The following is a 17275-nucleotide window of genomic DNA, read 5'->3' as shown; positions in this document are numbered from 1 at the left end:
CTCAACGCCGCATCGATCACCACGCCCACCGCGTCAGAAGCACCCACCCCACCAGAACCGGAAACAGCGGCACCCGGAACCGGGTTCCTGCTGTCAGTCTCTGGAGCTTCGTTGCCGTCCATAACCCCAGCATAGGAAGGGGGTACGACAATCGATCCGGCCACGAAAACATCCCCAGAAAGAACCCCGGGAGCAGCCGGAACAGAGTCCCTGCCGTCCGTGCCTGGAGCTTCGTCGCCGTCCATAAAACCAGCATATGCAGGGGGTACGACAATTTGGCCGGAGGCAGGAACGGCCCGCGAATCAAGCCTGTCACCAGCGCCAACATCAGCCTCAGGAGCAGCCGGAGGACAAATCCGGCTCAGCCCCGCCGGCTGCCCTTCCCGGCGGCAGTGAAACAAAGCAGCGGGACCTCCCGCTCGGCCTTGGTCAAGGACCCGTGCTGGCCCACCACTTCCATGGCGGCGGGCCGGACCCGCCGCAGGTCGTACAGAGCCAGGGCGTCCCGGGCAGCGATCATCACGTCCCCGATCCGGCCTTCGACGGCGGGCCGGGTGGCCCCGAACAGCCCGGCTGCAAGTGCTTCCTCGCGCGTGAAGGCCCAGATCCGGTCGCCGAAGCGCGCCCGCCATGCCGCCAATAGACGTTCACGGACAGCCATATAGTCCGAAGCCGCCCCATCCAGGTACAGGTGCACCATCCGCGGCTCCCCCGCCGTGTGCCGGACGCCCTCAACCAGGCCGGGCTCGGCGGAAAAGTCGAGCCGCTGGCTTTCGGGAACATCCAGCATGCCGTGGTCAGCGGTCAGCAGGATGGTGGTCCCCGCCGGCAGCGACGCGTTGAGCCGCTTTATGGTCGCATCCAGCTCCTCGAGCTGGTGCTCCCACTGCGCCGACTGGCAGCCGTGCCGGTGCCCCGCCTTGTCGAGTTCGTTCAGGTAGTAGTACATCAGCGACGGGCCCGGCACTGCCATGGCCTCAGCGGCCGCCGAGGTACGCGCATGCGGCGTGGTGGCCGAGACGAAGCGTCCGCCGCGAAGGGCAGCCCTGGTCATCGGGGAATCGGAAAACTGCGGCAGGCTGACGGTGGTGACGTTTACTGAAGCGGCAGCCCGTTCCAGGACCGTGGGGAACGGCTGCCAGGCGTTCGGGTCCACACCGGGATCCCAGTTACCCAGGAGGTTGACCACCTTGTCCTGGTCCGGGTCGAGCACGTCATAGCCCACCATGCCATGCTGCCCCGGCGGCAGGCCGGTGCCGAAACTGGCCAGCGCGGCCGCCGTCGTGGACGGAAAAGTGGAGTCGAGCCAGACCGGAACGTTGCCCTGCCCCGCCTGCATGACGGAACGCAGGAACGGGGTGTGCGCGGCCCTCTGCTTGAGCAGGTTGCGGCCCAGCCCGTCCGCCAGGACCACGCAGACGCGGGACGCGGCAGGCAGGTTCAGCGTATTCGTAAAGCCGCCGACGCCGATACTCGCCGCGGCGCTGGTCAGGACCTCGGCGAGGGAACGGCTGCCGTAGGCGGGCGCCGGGGGAACGTTCGGGTTTCCGGCAGCCGGAATGACGCCGGTTTGGGTATCCGGCATCTCAGCGCTGCTGGTGCCCGCGGCTCAGGCGGTTTCCGAAGACGCCGGCGCGGGGCCGGGGCGGCAGTGACTGGATGTGTGCCACCGGCGCCGTGGAACCGGTGTTCACGGCCCGCAGGGCACGGGCAAAGAGTTTGGCGTCCTGGACAGCCTGCAGGCCGTCCGCTTCCGCGCTGATCCGGAGCACAATGTCCTCCTGGGCAATGGTGCCGGTGTAGCCGTGGTCGGCCTCGCATTGCGGATCCCCGCAGCTGGCGGGACCCATGTCCAAACGCTGGCCGCCGGACCAGGCGATGGAGAGGGTCAGTTCCCGGACCGGGTCCGAGGGCTTGTAATCCTGCGGCTGCGCGTACATGTAGCTGAGGACCACGGAGCGGATCTGGGCCACGGGAACGGATTCGGTGGAAATCTGGGCCACGATCTGCTCACCGGCCTCGTCAAGCTGCTGGTCGTCCACGTGGGTGATGACCAGCATGTCGGCCGTCAGGACCAAGACGGTGATGTGGCGCCGGACCTCGGCCCGGTCGAAGTGCGTCTCGAGGTGCACCAGGTGCGCCACGCAGTCCCGCCCGTCCAGGGCATCATCCACCACGTCGGCCACCAGCAGCGGGTAGAAGCCGGCCTTCTGGAGGGCTGCTTCGAGGCTTTGGCCCTCTGGACCGTGGCTGTGTGAGCTGTGATGGCGGACTGCCTGGTTTTCGTTGCCGGGCGTTTCAGGCGCCGAAGCGGGAGGCTGGAAGCTCATTGGTCCATTTTCACAGATCGGCCGGTCACTTGCTAACCGCCTCAGCCCAGCATGGCCCGCCGGGCGCTGTCCGTGCGGCGTGCGGCGTTGCCGATCCGGACGTCGGCAGCCAGGATGGTGGCCCCCGCAGTTCCGCACAGCACCGGGTTGAACTCCACCAGGGCAATGCCGGGATGGTTGTCCTTCAGCCAGGCCAGCCGGGCCGCCAGATCCTCCAAAGCCGCAACGTCCACCGCCGGCAGTCCCTGGTAACCGAACAGCTTCCGGGCAGCCCTCGGCGCGCGGATGAACTCTGTTACGTCCGCCGCGGAAAGCGGCGGGACCCGATGCGCCCAGTCGTCGAGCAGGTTCACCGCGTCGCCGGCCAGCCCAAAGGAAATAACCGGCCCCAACAGCGGGTCCTCAATGGCCCGGAAGGTGCAGGCCTGGCCCACCGGCGCCATGCTCTGGACTTCCAGGGCAGGATCGCCATAGGCGGAAAGAGCCCTGCGCATCTGCACCAGGTTTTGCCGCAGCGACTCCGCGTCCTCAATCCCCAGCCGCACCCCGCCCAGGTCAAGCCGTTGGCGCAGCGAGGGTTCGGTGGTTTTCAGTGCCACCGGCCAGCCGAGGGCATCTGCCGCTTCGATGGCTTCGGCCGCCGAATCAAAACCGAAGGACGGCAGGACCGTGATCCCGTAATGCCCCAGCAGCGATGCAGCTGCGGCAGGGTCCAGCGTCTTGAGCTGCTCCCCCGGAACATCCCGGAGCAGGACCTCCAGTTCAGCGGCTGCCCGGCGGGGATCGCAGCCCTCGGGTTCAACAAAGTGCCCGTGGTCCTTGGACACCCACTCCGAATACCGGGCCACGGCCGCGAGCGCGGCCACAGCGGCGCCTGGATTGGAGAAACACGGGACGGCCAGCCCGTCAGCCCCCACCATGCCCTCCACCTGGACGGAGGCGTCCAGGATTCCGGTGAAGGCAGCCACCACGGGTTTACCGGCTTCGGCTGAGCACTCACCCAGGACCCCGGCGATGGCGTCCACCGTCAGCCCGCGGGCAGGCAGGAGCGCGGCAACAACGCCGTGGACCCCGTCGGAAGCGAGAGCAGCCAACAACGCAGCCCGGAGCGCGGGCAGCGCAACCGACTGGCCTGCGTCGAGGTCCACGTCCGTTACCAGCGCGGCCACGTCCAGCCCGTGGGCTTCGGCACTGTCTGCAACCACCTTGCCCAGCGCCATGGAGTTGCTGAAGATGGCCAGTCCCGGACCGGCGGGCATCGGCTGCCCTGACACCACCTGCGCCACGTCCACAAGTTCCTCGATGGTCTCCACCCGGATCACCCCGGACTGCCGGAGCATGGCATCGAGCGCACCGGCGGGCGCCTGGGTGGTGCGGACGGTGTGCCCGGGCGGCAGCCTGAGCCCCATGGCGTCCGACTTGGCCACGATGACGGGTTTATTGCGCGCCAGCCGCCGGGCGATGCGCGAGAATTTGCGCGGGTTGCCGATCGACTCCAGGTACAGGCCCACGGCGGAGGTGTCGGCGTCGTCCTCCCAGTACTGCATCATGTCGTTACCGGAGACGTCCGCCCTGTTCCCGGCGGAAAGGAAGGTGGACAGGCCCAGCCGGCGCCGGCTGGACGCGGCGTAGAGGCCGACGCCGATCGCCGCGGACTGGCTGAACAGTCCCAGGCCGCCGCGGAGCGCCAGGGCCGGGGCCATGGAGGCGTTCAACGAGACCGTGGGGTGCGTGTTCACAATGCCCAGCGACGCCGGACCGATCACCCGCATGCCGCTGGCCCGTGCCTGGCGCACCAGGTTCCGTTGCCGCCGGAGGCCGCGTTCGCCGTCGTCCGCGAATCCTGCCGACGCGACCACCAGGCCCTTCACTCCGGCCGCGGCGCATTCGGCAACCACCGCCGGCACTTCCTCGTACGGGACGGCGATCACCGCCAGCTGCACCGGTTCGGGGATTTCGGACAGCTTCCCGAAGGACAGCATGCCCGCCAGTTCCAGGGCTTCCGGGTTGATGGCGTAGACCGGCCCCGCAAACCCGCCTTCAACGATGTGCTCGAGGAGCTGGTAGCCCACCGTCCCCCATTTGCGGCTGGCACCGATCACGGCAATGGACGACGGCGTCAGCAGGTCCTGCACGCTCCTGGCCTCAGCGCGGTGCTCGCGTGCCTCCATAACGCCCCGGGACCGCTCCGTGGGGTCGATGTCGAACCCGAGGCTGACGACGCCGTCGTCAAAATGCCGTTTGACGTCGTACCCGGCGTCGGAGAACACCATCAGCATCTTCCGGTTCTCCGGCAGGACTTCCGCGCTGAAGCGCCTGATCCCGTTCTCGTTGGCCGCAGCCGCCAGGTGTTCGAGCAGGATGGAACCGATTCCCCGCCCCTGGTGCGCATCGGAGATATTGAACGCCACCTCCGCATCGGAAGGATCATCCAGCCGGTCGTAGCGGCCGATCCCGACGATTTCGTTGCTGATGGTGATGACAAAAGCCACCCGGTCCCGGTAATCCACTTCGGTGAAGCGTTTGAGTTCCTTGCTGGACAGCCTGGCCTTGAACGCGAAGAACCGCATGTAAATTGAGTCGCGGGACTGGCCGGTGTGGAAGGTCTGGACGGCGTCGGCGTCGGACGGGTGGATGGGTCGCAGGTGCGCCGTCCCGCCGTCCCGCAGGACGACATCGGCTTCCCAATGTTCCGGATATTCGCCGTCCCCGGGCTGATCCACCATAGGCTTAGCCTAGCCAAAATCTTCCGCAGCACACCCGATTGCCGCAAGTAACCCCAAAGGATGCACCAACCCCATGGCCCGCCGCCAAAGTTCCACCCCTGCAGTGGAGGACAACTCCCCCTATACGGAAAACATCGTTGACATCGATGTCACCTCCGAAATGGAGGGATCGTTCCTCGAGTACGCCTACTCGGTGATCTACTCGCGGGCCCTCCCGGATGCCCGGGACGGGCTCAAGCCGGTGCAGCGGCGCATCCTCTACATGATGAGCGACATGGGCCTGCGCCCGGACCGCGGCCACGTCAAGAGCGCCCGCGTGGTGGGCGAGGTGATGGGCAAGCTGCACCCGCACGGCGACACTGCCATCTACGACGCCATGGTCCGGATGGCGCAGGACTTCTCGCTCCGGCTGCCGCTGATTGACGGGCACGGCAACTTCGGCTCGCTCGACGACGGCCCGGCAGCTCCGCGGTACACCGAGGCGAGGCTCGCTGCGGCGGCCCTGACCCTCACCAACCACCTCGACGAAGACGTGGTGGACTTTGTCCCCAACTACGACAACCAGCTCACCCAGCCGGAAGTGCTCCCGGCAGCGTTCCCCAACCTCCTGGTCAACGGGGCCACCGGCATTGCCGTGGGCATGGCCACCAACATGGCCCCGCACAACCTGGTGGAGGTCATCGCGGCAGCCCGGCACCTGATCGCGAACCCTGAGGCCACGCTTGATGAGATCATGCGGTTTGTTCCCGGCCCGGACCTGCCCAGCGGCGGCCGGATCGTGGGCCTGGACGGCATCCGCGACGCCTACGCCACCGGCCGCGGCTCCTTCAAGACCCGGGCCAAAGTGGAAGTGGAGCAGCTCTCCGCCCGCCGCACCGGCCTGGTGGTCACGGAGCTGCCGTACATGGTGGGCCCGGAAAAAGTCATCGAAAAGATCAAGGACGCCGTCAACGCCAAGAAGCTGACGGGCATCAGCGACATCGTTGACCTGACGGACCGCAAGCACGGCCTGCGCCTGGTCATCGAGCTGAAGAACGGCTTCAACCCCAGCGCCGTCCTGCAGCAGCTGTACCGCTACTCGCCGATGGAGGATTCCTTCGGCATCAACAACGTCACCCTGGTGGACGGCCAGCCGCAGACGCTGGGCCTGGTCCCCCTGCTGACTGTGTACGTGAACCACAGGATCGACGTGGTGCGCCGCCGGACGGTGTTCCGGCTGGGCAAAAAGAAGGACCGCCTCCACCTGGTGGAGGGCCTCCTCATCGCCATCGTGGACATTGACGAGGTCATCCAGATCATCCGCTCCTCGGACGAGGCCGCGGCTGCCCGGACCCGGCTGATGTCCATCTACGACCTTTCCGAGATCCAGGCCAACTACATCCTGGAACTGCGCCTGCGCCAGCTCACCAAGTACTCCCGCATCGAGCTGGAAAAGGAACAGGACGAGCTGCGCCGCGAAATCGCCGAACTCGAAGCCATCCTCGCCTCCGAGGAGCGGCTCCGGACCCTGGTTTCCGATGAGCTGGCAGAGATCGCCGAGCAGCACGGAACGCCCCGCCGCACGGTGCTGCTCGAATCCGAGGCCGTGTCCCCCACCGTCGCCAAGGAACTGGCCGCCGTCGCCGGCAAGGGCAAGGCCGCTCCCTTGGCCCTCGAAATCGCGGACGATCCCTGCTGGGCCATCCTCACCGCGTCCGGCCAGATCGCCCGGACCAGCAACCAGGAACCCCTGGCCGAGGCCGGTCCCCGCGCCAAGCACGACGTGTTCGCCTCCGTGGTGAAGACCTCGGCCCGCGGCGAAATCGCCGCCATCACCTCCCAGGGCCGCATGCTGCGCCTCCAGGTGATGGACATGCCGGTGCTGCCGCCGATGTCCGGCCTGCCCAACCTGGCCGGCGGTGTGCCCGCCAAGGACTTCATCACGCTCCTGAAGGGTGAGGCGCTGGTGGCTTTCGCGCCCCTGGACGAGGTGCTGGCCATCGGCACGGTCCAGGGTGTGGTCAAGCGCGTCCAGCCGGACTACCCGCTGAACCGGGAGGACTGGGAAATCATCGCGCTCAAGGACAAGGACACCGTGGTGGGCGTGGCGCCTGCCGGAACGGACGACGTCGACCTGGTCTTCCTGACGCAGCAGGCCCAGTTGCTGCGGTTCGCCTCAGCCGTGGTCCGGCCGCAGGGCCGCACCGCCGGCGGCATGGCGGGCATCAAACTGGCCGCCGGCGACAAGGTGCTGTTCTTCGGTGCGGTACAGCCCGGCGATGCGGCTGCCGTGGTGGTGACGATCGCGGGCACCACCGGCGCGCTGCCCGGCACAGCGCCGGGCAGCGCCAAGGTCACGGCGTTTGCCGAATACCCGGCGAAGGGCCGCGCCACCGCGGGTGTGCGGGCACACCGGTTCCTGAAGGGTGAGGACACCATGCTGATGGCGTGGGCGGGCCATGGTCCGGCCAAGGCGTCGTCCCTGGCCGGCGTGGCCAGGTCGCTGCCGCAGGAACATGGCCGGCGGGACGGCTCCGGCATCCCGCTGTCCCAGGCCGTGGACGCGATCGGACCTGCCATGGCCTGGGAAGCTCCAGGCGATGAAGCGAAAGCCGGAGCGGACAGCTGATGTGCTGCGGCTGTTGGGCCCCGGGAGCCCGGCGGCCCGGTGGCCACTGCCCAGCCGGCTCAGGCTTCGCGCGTCCAGTTGTAGGGCGTGATGGTGGAGACCTTGAGCAGCCCGTAGCGTTCCAGGATGGGGCGTGAGTACCCGGTTGAATCGCTGTGGATCAAGGTCTTGCCCAGCCGCAGCGCGGACCGGGCCCGTTCCGCCGTGAGCGCCCGGTAAATGCCCCGGCCCCGCCAGGCGGCCAGGGTGGCTCCGCCCCAGATCCCGGCGAAGTCGGTTCCCGCCACGGGTTCCAGCCGGCCGGCGCTGACAAAGCTGCCCTGGTGTTCGGCAGCCCACAGTTCCGTCCCGTCGCGGCATTCCAGCCTGCGCAGCAGGTCCTCTGCCCGCACGGCGGAGACTTCACCGCCGAAGGCGATGTCCTGCATGGCGCTGACAGCCCGGACGTCTGCCGGCGCCGTGATCCTGCGCAGCTGGACGCCGGGAGGCAGGGTGACGTCGGCCACCAGGTCTGTGGCCGCACCAATCATGATGGATTCGGGGTCGTCCGGCACAAACCCCTGCTCCAGCAGGGCGCTGTGCAGGCCGGGTGCGGCGTCGTGGGCTCGGGTCTTCCATTCCACCGCGTCCACGCGGGGGTCCGCCCGGAAATGGGCCAAGGCCAGGTCCACCCAATCGGCAATGCGGGCTGCCCCTGCCCCACCCAGGTCCGCGTACGTGACGAACCCGCGGCCGCCGTCGAACGTTGCCAGGCAGAGAGGCCCGAGCGGCGTGACGGACAGGGCGCCGGCCACTTCCGCGTCCGTGCGCAATTGCGAATCATAGGCCGCCAGGAAGGCCGCGGCGGTTGAAGCGTGCGACGCGGCCATCACTGCAGCCTCCGGCCGGACACCAGCAGCCAGCTTCCCATGTACATTCCCATCATCCCCCGGATCTGCGTCCCGGCAGCCAGCGCTGTTATACCGCCCAGCCAGCCGAAAACCCCAGCCTACCCGGGCTGTCCCCGCCGTGCCCGGACCGGTTCCGGGCGTTCCGTGACGCGTTGGTGGACACGGGCGGCAGCAGGGCGACTCTCCGCTTAGACTGCTCCCATGCCTATCGTTCCTGATGAAAAGGACTGGACCTGGGTCCTGTCCCGGCCGTGTCCCGAGTGCACCTTCGATTTCGCATCCACCACCCCCGCCACCGTCCCCGGCAGCATCGAAAGCATGCTGCCCCGCTGGCGGGCGGTGCTGCGCCGTCCCGACGCCACAGAACGTCCCAACGAAACGACCTGGTCCGCCCTGGAGTACGCCTGCCACGTGCGCGACGTCTTCTCCGTCTTTGAGCAGCGGCTTGGCCTGATGATGGGCTCTGATGACCCCCTGTTCGCGAATTGGGACCAGGACCAGAGCGCCATCGACAGCGACTACGCCAACGCTGATCCCGCAGTGGTCAGCGCCGAACTCACCGCTGAAGGCCGGCAGGTGGCGGATGCCTTCGCTGCTGTCCGCGAATCCGACTGGGACCGCACCGGCACCCGCAGCAACGGCTCCAAGTTCACGGTGCTGACCCTGTCGCAGTACTTCCTGCACGACGTGGTCCACCACCTTCACGACGTGGACGGCTAGCCCAGCGGCTTAATCCGCCCAGCGCCTGCCGGCACCAGCGCCGCCTCGTCACGCTGCCGGGATAGCTCCAGCCGGGCATCGTCCGGGGAAATGTCGGCGGGGTCGTGCGTCACCAGCACCACCGTGCGCCCGGCCAGTCCCGCCCGGAGGTCTGCCAGCATGGCAGCGCCCGATTCGGCGTCCAGGTGCGCGGTGGGTTCGTCCAGCAGGATGACCTCAGCCCCGGTCATCAGCGTCCTGGCCACGGCCAGCCGCTGGCGTTCGCCACCGCTGAGGAAGGCTCCCCCGGGCCCGATCCGGGTGTCCAGCCCGGCAGGAAGCCGTTCCAGGAGCCGGGCGAGGCCAACCGAGTGGATCACGGCCTCCAGGTCCTGGTCGACGGCCCGGTCCCGTTGTTCCGGAGCCTGCGGGCCGGTGCGGCCCAGGAGCAGGTTGCCGCGGATGGTGGAGTCGAACAGGTGGGCCTCCTGCGGGCACCAGGCCACCCGGCCGGTGACCCGGACATTGCCTGCCGCTGCGGGCAGGAAGCCGAGCAGGACGGACAGCAGGGTGGACTTCCCCGAGCCCGACGGTCCTGTCACGGCCAGCCAGCGGCCGGGATCTGCGGTGGCGGTGACGCCGGCAAAAACCGGGGCGCCGCCGGGCCAGGCTGCTGCCAGGTTGGCCAGCTCCACTCCGGGGACACCACCCTCGCGGGCAGGGACTCTGAGGAGGCCGTCCGCATCGTCGGGGGCACTGCCCGGCGCCCCGGCAGCCAGCGCACCGGACTCCCCCACGCGCCGCAGCACGGAACGCAGGGCCGGGTACTGGCGGACCGCCGTCGTCATGGCCGCATACGGTTCCACCAGCGCCAGCAGGAGCAGGATCACGACGGCGGCAACTTCCGGCGCGAGGCTTCCCGCCAGGACCGCCGGCGCCGCCAGCCACGCGGTGGCCAGCGCGGCGGCGCAGCAGCCGGCCGTGGTGATGGCGTGGCCCAGGCCCTCCGCCCAGGCCGAGCGCTGGGCGGCCGCTGTGGCATCCCTGTCCTGCCCGCGCAGCGCGGCCAGGACGCGGGGTGCCACGCCATTGGCGTGCAGTTCCGCCCGGGCATCCAATGCCGCCGAAATACGGCGCAGTACCCCGGAGCGCAGGAGTTGCTCGGTGGTGGCGGATTTCCGGTCACCCCACAGCGCGACCGCTGGCGCCAGCACCAGGCCGACCACAGCCACCGCCGCAACCGCCGGCAGCGCGGCAGGAACCGTCAGGCCGGTGGTAACCAGCGCCAGCACGCACACCGCAACTGCTGTGACTGGAGGCAGGACCACGCGGGGCAGGAGGTCCCGGATGGTGTCGACGTCGTCAATCACCGTGCCCAGGACGTTCCCGCCCTGCAGCAGGCGCCGCAGGGACAGGGCACGGCGGCTCAGTGATTCCCAGAGCCGGCCGCGCAGGCGGGTGAGTGCGGCAAAGACGGCGTCGTGCAGCAGCAGCCGCTCCCAGTACCTGAGCACCGCCCGGCCGATCCCAAAGAACCGCACACCCACGATGGCCGTGAGCAGATAAAGGATGGGGGGCTGTTCGCTGGCCCGGATGATCAGCCAGCCGGACAGACCGGAGAGGGCCACGGCGAAGACGGCCGCCAGGGTGCCCACCACTGCTGCGGCGGCGGATTTGCCCTGCACGGGGCGGAGCAGGCCTGCCAGGAGCCGGGACGCGCCCTGCGATTCTGGATCGTGTGTGGCTGACGACGCCAGTGGAGCATTAGGTGAATCGGCCGTGGACCCTGCAGCAGATGTCCCGGACTGTGCCGCGGCAGGCAGGGCGGTGGCGGTGTGGTTCCGGGCAGCGGGCAGTCCTACTGCCGCGCCGCCCGCCCTGCCGGCAGCAATCATGCCCGCAGCAGTCACGCCTGCGCCGGCCGCGCTGGTAACTCCCCTGGGCCCGACCGGCACCAGCTGGTCCGCGAGCGCCCTGGTGCGTTCTTCGTGGGCAACCAGGATCACTGTGACGCGGCCGCGGAGCCCGGCGATGGCGTCCTCGACCGCAAGGGCAGAGGTTTCGTCGAGGTGTGCGGTGGGTTCGTCCAGGAGGAGCAAGGTGGCGCCGGCCTCGATGCGGGCCAGCCCGCGGGCCAGGGCCACCCGGCGGAGTTCGCCCGGGCTCAGCTCGGCCGGGTGCTTATCGGCCAGGTGGCCTGCGGCGGCCCGGTCCAGGCAGTCCCGGGCTATCCGGACCATGGGCGCCGTTTCCCGGCCGGTCTGCGCCTGGTGGGCCTGGTCGGGCCCTGCCTGATCTGGGCCCGCCTGGGCGTCGGCCCCGAGGTAGAGCAGCACCTCGTCGAGGACGGTCTCTGCCACCATCACGGGGTGCTGCGGCACCCAGGCCACCGCACTGCGGTCCAGTCCGGTGAGGCTTCCGGTGATGGTGGTTCCGCCGCCGGCTCCCACCGTTCCTGCCAGGACACCGAGCACAGTGCTCTTGCCGCTACCGCTGGCGCCGTCCAGGGCCGTAATCCGGCCTTGCGGGACAGCGAATGTTATGGGCCCCACCGCGGGCCGGTTCCGGCCGCTGTACGTGACGGCCAGCGCTTCAACGGTCAGTGCCTCACCGGTCAGTGCGTTAACGGTTAGCGCGTCACCGGCCAGCGCGTTGGCCGTGGCCGCGTCGCTGCTGAGCGTTGCGCCGGGCCGATCGGCGGGCGCCGGGGCCAGCGGCGCGGGCTCGGGGGCGTCCATGACTTTGGTTGTTTCCGCCAGTGCCACGCGGCCGTCGTCACTGGCGTGGTGGGCGGTGCCCAGTTCCCGCAGGGGAAGGTAGCAGTCCGGGGCCAGGATCAGGGCCAGGAGGCCTGCTTCCAGCGGCATTCCACCGTGGACCAGCCGGACGCCAATAAAGACTGCCACCACGGCCACCGAAATGGTGGCGATCAGTTCCAGGGCCAGCGCCGACAGGAACGCGGTGCGCAAGGTCCCCATGGTTTTGAAACGGTACTCCTCCGAAATGTCCTCGAGGGCCTGGCGCTGGGCTGTGGCGCGGCCCAGCCCCACCAGTACCGGCAGCCCCTTGGCCAGTTCCAGCATGTGTGCGGACAGCCGCGTCAGGGACGACTGCGCCTCCCGGACGTTCTCCTCGGTGTACCGGCCAATCAGGACCATAAAGAGCGGCACCAGCGGCACAGTCAGGACAATCACCACGGCGCTGACCCAGTCCGCGAAGAGGATGCGGGCACCCAGCAGCAGCGGAAGGGCGGCGCAGTTCACCAGGGCCGGCAGGAACTGCGTGTAGTAGCTGTCCAGGGCGTCCAGGCCCCGGGTGGCCAGGACGGCGAGGCCGCCGTCCGCCGGTCCGCTGCTGCGCGTACCGTTGCGGAGTGCATGCGCCAGGAGCCCGGCCCGGAGTTCCTCCTTGATGCCCAGTGCGGCCCGTCGGGCAGCCACCGCCTGTGCCCAGACTGTCAGGGAGCGGAGGACCACCCCGGCCAGGCCGGGCAGCAGCTGGCTGGCCCAGTCCGGGTTTCCAATCGTCAGGCCGGCAAGCATGGATGCCACCGCCTGGCCCATGAGGACCAGTGCGAGGGCTTTCAGGGCAGCAAGGACCCCCAGGACGTAAATGGCGCTGCGGGTGGCGGGACCCGACGGGAAACTGGGCCGCATCTCAGCCCTTGGTGGTGAAGGCACGGGCGGCGATTGCCGGCAGGAAGCTATGGGCTGCAGGGATGTGGTCGGCACTCACCCGACGCCGGAACACCCAGTAGGTCCACGCCTGGTAGGCGATCACCAGCGGCAGGCCAACGGCTGCCACGATGCTCATCAGGCCCAGGGTGTAGTCCGAGGAGGACGCGTTGGAAATGGTCAGGTCGAAGGCGCTGTCCAGGGTGGACGGCAGCACCACGGGGAACACCGCGCCGAAAATGGACGTGGTGCCCAGGACCAGGAACAGGCCCATGGCAGCGAACGCCTTGCCTTCGGCACCGCGCCGGGCAAACAGCCAGGCGGCGCAGGCGGCGGCAACTGCCAGCAGCACGGCGGCCCAGGTCCAGGCCTTGCCGTCCAGGACCTGGACGCTCACGGCCCAGGCGGCGATGGGCAGCAGCAGGACCGGGAGCAGCCGGACGAACCACTGCCGCGCGCGGTGCCGGATGTCGCCGTCGGTCTTCAGGGCAAGGAAGGCAAGGGCGTGCAGCAGGGCGAACCCCACTACGGCCAGGCCGCCCAGAATGGCGTAGCCGCTGAACCAGGCCATCGGCCCGCCCACCCGGTCGCCGTTGGCATTCAGCGGGAGCCCCGTGGTGGTCAGTGCCAGGGCTGCCCCCACTCCGAAGGCGGCGAAGAACGAGCCCAGCGCGATGGCCCAGTCCCAGCGCCACCGCCAGGAGTCCGTGTCCACCTTGCCCCGGTATTCGAAGGCCACGGCCCGGAAGATGAGCGCCAGCAGCACCACGAGGAGGGGAAGGTACAGGGCGGAGAACAGCGAGGCGTACCAGAGCGGGAACGCCGCGAACGTGGCACCGGCGGCGGTCAGCAGCCACACCTCGTTGCCGTCCCAGACGGGGCCAACGGTGTTCAGGAGTACACGGCGTTCGGTGTTGTTGCGGGCGAACAGCTTCATCAGCATGCCAACCCCGAGGTCGAAGCCTTCGAGGAAGAGGTAGCCGGTCCAGAGGACGGCGATGGCGATGAACCAGATGGTGGGGAGCAGTTCCATGTGTTCTTTCCCGTTCCTAGTAGGCGAAGGCCAGGACGTCGTGGTCGGGTTTGTTGCCCGGGCCGCCGGCGCCGGAGGTGCCGTCCGCGTCGTCGTCCGACGGCGTGTGGCCCAGTTCCGGCATCGCGGAGACCACACCGCCGCGGACGTACTTCACCAGCAGCTTCACTTCCACCACCAGGAGGACGGCGTAGACGGCGCTCAGGGCGATCAGGGATGCCAGCAGTTCCCCGGCGGACACCCCTGGTGAGACGGCGGCGGCGGTGAACATAAACACCTGGTCGATGCCGTTGGGGTCCGGGTTGGGTGCCACGACGAATGGCTGGCGGCCCATTTCGGTGAAGATCCAGCCGGCGGCGTTGGCGCCGAACGGGGCGAGGATGCCGAAGACGGCAAGCCGCATCAGCCATTTTGATTCGGGAACGGTGCCCTTGCGGGTGATCCAGAGGGCGGCAAACGCTGCCATGGCGGCCAGGCTGCCGAAGCCGATCATCATCCGGAAGCCCCAGTAGGTGACCTCCATGACGGGAAGGTAGTCGATTTCCTGGCCGGCGCGCTCGCCGTAGATGGGGTTGTCCGGAAGGTTGGTGCCGTACTTGGCCTGGTATTCCGGGAGCAGGGTGTTGACGCCCTTGACCTCGGTGGTGAAGTCGCCCTTGGCCAGGAAGGACAGGATGCCGGGGACCTCGATGACGGCCACGATGTCCTCGCAGTTCTGGGCGCCAAGGTTACCGATGCTCAGGACCGAGAACCCGGTGCCGTCGTGGCAGGCGGCCTCAGCGGCTGCCATCTTCATGGGCTGCTGTTCGAACATCAGCTTGCCCTGCAGGTCGCCCGTGATCGCGGTGCCGGCGAACGAGATCATGGCCACCACCGCACCGATGCGCAGGCTGCGGATCCACACGGCGTGGTCGGCACGGTCCCGGCCCGGAATGCTGGGAGCTTCGCCGGGAATGACTTTGCCGTCAGCCCCGATGGTGTCGATGCCGTCGCGGCGCCGGCGCCACAGGTGGTACCAGGCGATCCCCAGCAGGAAGCCGCCGGCCACGGCCAGGGCACCAAAAATGGTGTGGGGTACGGCAACCATGGCGGTGTTGTTGGTGAACACGGCCCAGGCATCGGTCATCACCGGCCGGCCATCCACCATTTCCACGCCCACGGGGTGCTGCATCCAGCTGTTGGCCACAATGATGAAGTAGGCGGAGAACACCGAGCCCACCACAGCAATCCACAGGCAGGCGAGGTGCACTGCCGGCTTAAGCTGCTTCCAGCCGAAGATCCAGAGGCCCAGGAACGTTGATTCGACGAAGAAGGCGAGGAGGGCTTCGAGGGCCAGCGGGGCGCCGAAGACATCCCCCACAAAGCGGCTGTATTCGCTCCAGGCCATCCCGAACTGAAATTCCTGGACGATGCCGGTGGCCACGCCCATGATGAAGTTGATCAGGAAGAGCTTTCCCCAGAACTTAGTCATCCGGAGGTACTCGGGCTTTCCGGTCCGGTGCCAGGCGGTCTGGATGACGGCCACCACCAGGCCCAGGCCGATGGTCAGCGGCACCATCATGAAGTGGTAGACGGTGGTGATACCAAATTGCCAGCGTGCGATTTCCAAGGCGTCCAAGGCAGTCCCTAAGGTCAGGAGCGAGTTTTCTACGTCTCGTAGAACTCTTACTTCTACAGAGTGTAGAACAATGCCGGAGGTGCTGTAAAACGATCCGTCCCCCTAAGGATGGCCCGCCACCCCGCGGCGCGCCACATGTTCTACTCCACGTAGAAAATACTGGCGATTCGGGGTAAATTTGGAGCAGCAACAAATTCAGCAGCACAGTCACCGCCTGCACAAAGCGGACGGTGCGGGGAAACTAAAGGAATAAAGAGCGATGGCAAGTCTTGGTGAACTTGAACGGGCAGTGATGGACCTGCTCTGGGCGGGCCAGGAAGCAGCCACTGCCAATACCCTCCGGGACCGGCTGGCACGTATGTCCGCCGCGCAGGTGGGACCCGGCCACGAGGCCAAGGAACTCGCCGTGACCACGGTGTTGACCGTTCTGTCCCGGCTGGAGAAAAAGGGCCTGGTGGAACGCGAACGCGGCACCCGCCCGCACCGCTACCAGGCCGTATCCAGCCGTGCGGACCACACCGCCGAACTGATGCACGAAGTCCTCGGCTCGGCCCCGGACCGAGAGGCAGTCCTGGCCCGTTTCATCGGTTCCGTCACCGAAGGCGAAGCCGAAACGCTGCGCAAACTGCTCGGCCACCTCTAACAGACCATGTTCTGGGCCTCGTACCTGCTGGCTGTCCTGGCGCTGGTGCTGGCCTGGCCCGTGCCCATCCTGCTGTCGCGGGCGCACTGGCCTGCGCGTTCGCCGTTCACGGCCATGCTCCTGTGGCAGGCGATCGCACTGGCAGGTGGCCTTTCGATGATCGGTGCCATGCTGGTGTACGGGCTCGAGCCCATCGGCGAGAACCTGATTGCGGGCATCCGGGCGCTGGCCGGGATGGTCCTCTACAACGCCCCCACCACAGCCTTGGGCTTCTGGCATATCTTCGCGCTTTCCGCGGCTGCCCTGCTCAGCGCCCACCTGGTCTTTACCCTGCTCCTGACGTACTACCGGATCCAGCGCCAGCGGCGGCGGCACCGGGAACTGCTGGCCCTGCTGGCCTCACCGTCCGGGCAGGACGCCGCAACCCTGGTCATCAGCCACGACTCACCGGTGGCCTACTGCCTGCCCGGTGGGGCGCGCTCCGTGACCGTCCTCTCCGACGGCCTGATGGCAGCCCTGGAACCGGCAGAGCTCCGCGCCGTACTCAGCCACGAGAACGCGCACCTCAGCCAGCGGCACCACCTCCTGCTGTGGGCTTTCGCGGCCTGGCGCCAAGCACTGCCGTGGCTTCCCACCACCCGGCTGGCCCAGGAGGCAGTGAACTCGCTGATCGAGATGCTGGCCGACGACGTGGCCCTGAGATCCGAAAGCAAGGCCACGCTGATCAAGGCCATCGCCATCGTGGCCAGCGGGTCAGCCAAGGCGCCCGGCGCCTCCGACGTGCAGCCGGGCAACCCGGGACTGGCGCTTGGCGGGGCTGATCCGGCGGGCGGCTCGGACTCCGCCCGCACCACCGCGTCCCGGGTCAGCCGCCTGCTGTCACCGCAGCCGCAGCTGCCCGGCCCTGTCCGCGCCGTGGTGCTGGCCGGCTGCGTTTTGCTGCTCGCCTTGCCCACGGCGCTACTGGTGGTGCCCGGCCTGCTGGGCTGACCGGCGTCGAGAGTACGGCCTCGACTGGACGGCCTCGATTGGACGGCGGGAGACGCTCCTGCCG

At 68.4% G+C, this 17275-nt stretch carries 11 protein-coding genes; 4 read left to right on the top strand and 7 right to left on the bottom strand.

Going from position 1 to position 17275, the window contains the following annotated elements; genetic code table 11:
- Positions 1-361: 361 nt before the first annotated feature.
- Genes ACU18_RS11715 through ACU18_RS11705 form a run of 3 tightly spaced genes read right to left on the bottom strand, consistent with a single transcriptional unit; the run spans position 362 to position 5056 of the window.
- Positions 362-1585, bottom strand: coding sequence for an alkaline phosphatase family protein (locus tag ACU18_RS11715; protein ID WP_050685739.1), 1224 nt, complete (start codon positions 1583-1585; stop codon positions 362-364).
- Position 1586: 1 nt separating this feature from the next.
- Positions 1587-2330, bottom strand: coding sequence for a DUF5998 family protein (locus ACU18_RS11710; RefSeq protein ID WP_050685738.1), 744 nt, complete (start codon positions 2328-2330; stop codon positions 1587-1589).
- Between the two features lie 41 nt (positions 2331-2371).
- Positions 2372-5056 (bottom strand): bifunctional acetate--CoA ligase family protein/GNAT family N-acetyltransferase, encoded by a 2685-nt coding sequence (locus ACU18_RS11705; RefSeq protein WP_050685737.1) that lies wholly within the window; start codon positions 5054-5056, stop codon positions 2372-2374.
- Between the two features lie 73 nt (positions 5057-5129).
- Between ACU18_RS11705 and ACU18_RS11700 the strand changes: the two genes are divergently transcribed.
- The gene (locus tag ACU18_RS11700) at positions 5130-7664 is read left to right on the top strand and encodes a DNA gyrase/topoisomerase IV subunit A (RefSeq protein ID WP_050685736.1); all 2535 of its coding nucleotides are present in this window, start codon (positions 5130-5132) and stop codon (positions 7662-7664) included.
- A 59-nt stretch (positions 7665-7723) separates the two neighbouring features.
- Here the strand turns inward: ACU18_RS11700 and ACU18_RS11695 are convergent, their stop codons facing one another.
- Positions 7724-8533: an acetyltransferase gene (locus ACU18_RS11695; protein ID WP_050685735.1), complete on the bottom strand. Its 810-nt coding sequence runs from the start codon at positions 8531-8533 to the stop codon at positions 7724-7726.
- Between the two features lie 222 nt (positions 8534-8755).
- Here ACU18_RS11695 and ACU18_RS11690 point away from each other — a divergent pair, with 222 nt between their 5' ends.
- Entirely contained in the window at positions 8756-9274 is a 519-nt protein-coding gene (locus tag ACU18_RS11690; protein ID WP_050685734.1) for a DinB family protein, read from the top strand.
- On the opposite strand, the gene cydD is transcribed toward ACU18_RS11690, so the two are convergent.
- The 3 genes from cydD to ACU18_RS11675 are packed head-to-tail and all read right to left on the bottom strand — an operon-like array spanning position 9271 to position 15578.
- Entirely contained in the window at positions 9271-12909 is a 3639-nt protein-coding gene (cydD, locus tag ACU18_RS11685; RefSeq protein WP_050685733.1) for a thiol reductant ABC exporter subunit CydD, read from the bottom strand. The two genes, ACU18_RS11690 and cydD, sit on opposite strands and share 4 nt — an antisense overlap.
- A gap of 1 nt (position 12910) precedes the next feature.
- Complete coding sequence (cydB, locus tag ACU18_RS11680) at positions 12911-13960, bottom strand: cytochrome d ubiquinol oxidase subunit II (protein ID WP_050685732.1); 1050 nt, start codon at positions 13958-13960, stop codon at positions 12911-12913.
- 16 nt (positions 13961-13976) lie between these two features.
- The gene (locus ACU18_RS11675; RefSeq protein ID WP_050685731.1) at positions 13977-15578 is read right to left on the bottom strand and encodes a cytochrome ubiquinol oxidase subunit I; all 1602 of its coding nucleotides are present in this window, start codon (positions 15576-15578) and stop codon (positions 13977-13979) included.
- Between the two features lie 259 nt (positions 15579-15837).
- On the opposite strand from ACU18_RS11675, the gene ACU18_RS11670 reads away from it, so the two are divergent.
- Together ACU18_RS11670 and ACU18_RS11665 are read left to right on the top strand one after the other, a co-directional pair.
- The gene (locus ACU18_RS11670; protein ID WP_050685730.1) at positions 15838-16221 is read left to right on the top strand and encodes a BlaI/MecI/CopY family transcriptional regulator; all 384 of its coding nucleotides are present in this window, start codon (positions 15838-15840) and stop codon (positions 16219-16221) included.
- A gap of 6 nt (positions 16222-16227) precedes the next feature.
- A complete protein-coding gene (locus ACU18_RS11665; protein ID WP_050685729.1) occupies positions 16228-17211 on the top strand; it encodes a M56 family metallopeptidase in 984 nt (327 codons plus the stop codon).
- Positions 17212-17275 lie beyond the last annotated feature (64 nt).

Source organism: Arthrobacter sp. ZBG10, assembly GCF_001238605.1.
In the GTDB taxonomy this organism is placed as follows: Bacteria; Actinomycetota; Actinomycetes; order Actinomycetales; family Micrococcaceae; genus Arthrobacter.
This window is presented reverse-complemented; position numbering and strand designations above follow the sequence as displayed.

Coding starts and splice junctions, on each gene's coding strand:
- ACU18_RS11715 (WP_050685739.1), bottom strand. CDS start 1,585: ATGCCGGATACCCAAACCGGCGTCATTCCGGCTGCCGGAAACCCGAAC.
- ACU18_RS11690 (WP_050685734.1), top strand. CDS start 8,756: ATGCCTATCGTTCCTGATGAAAAGGACTGGACCTGGGTCCTGTCCCGG.
- ACU18_RS11695 (WP_050685735.1), bottom strand. CDS start 8,533: ATGGCCGCGTCGCACGCTTCAACCGCCGCGGCCTTCCTGGCGGCCTAT.
- cydD (WP_050685733.1), bottom strand. CDS start 12,909: ATGCGGCCCAGTTTCCCGTCGGGTCCCGCCACCCGCAGCGCCATTTAC.
- ACU18_RS11705 (WP_050685737.1), bottom strand. CDS start 5,056: ATGGTGGATCAGCCCGGGGACGGCGAATATCCGGAACATTGGGAAGCC.
- ACU18_RS11670 (WP_050685730.1), top strand. CDS start 15,838: ATGGCAAGTCTTGGTGAACTTGAACGGGCAGTGATGGACCTGCTCTGG.
- ACU18_RS11700 (WP_050685736.1), top strand. CDS start 5,130: ATGGCCCGCCGCCAAAGTTCCACCCCTGCAGTGGAGGACAACTCCCCC.
- cydB (WP_050685732.1), bottom strand. CDS start 13,960: ATGGAACTGCTCCCCACCATCTGGTTCATCGCCATCGCCGTCCTCTGG.
- ACU18_RS11665 (WP_050685729.1), top strand. CDS start 16,228: ATGTTCTGGGCCTCGTACCTGCTGGCTGTCCTGGCGCTGGTGCTGGCC.
- ACU18_RS11710 (WP_050685738.1), bottom strand. CDS start 2,330: ATGAGCTTCCAGCCTCCCGCTTCGGCGCCTGAAACGCCCGGCAACGAA.